Here is a 265-nt window from a genome sequence, read left to right as displayed (position 1 = left end):
AAGTCATGACCTCAGGATGCCGCGGACGTCGCATCGAGGGAAACGAACGCTTTCGATCATAGCGATCGATTCGCTCTATCATTGCCCCATGGAGACGCGCTTGCTCGAGTACTTCGTCACGGTCGCCGACGAACGCAACGTCACGGCCGCAGCCGCTCGGCTGTTCGCGGCGCAGTCCACGGTCTCGGCGGGCCTCGCGAGCCTCGAGCGCGACCTGGGCGTCCGTCTGTTCGAGCGCTCCACCAAGTTCGTGCGCCCGACGGCC

1 protein-coding gene is annotated in these 265 nt (G+C 65.3%); it reads left to right on the top strand.

Annotated elements, in window-relative coordinates; translation table 11 throughout:
• Positions 1–16: 16 nt before the first annotated feature.
• Positions 17–265, top strand: a 249-nt coding sequence (locus ACZ3HH_RS30345; protein ID WP_465810318.1) for a helix-turn-helix domain-containing protein, incomplete at its 3' end; no start/stop codon positions are given.

Source organism: Pseudomonas sp. PME37.24/025 (assembly GCF_055556615.1).
Note: the sequence above shows the minus strand (reverse complement) of the source record. Positions and strands in the feature narration are given on the sequence as shown.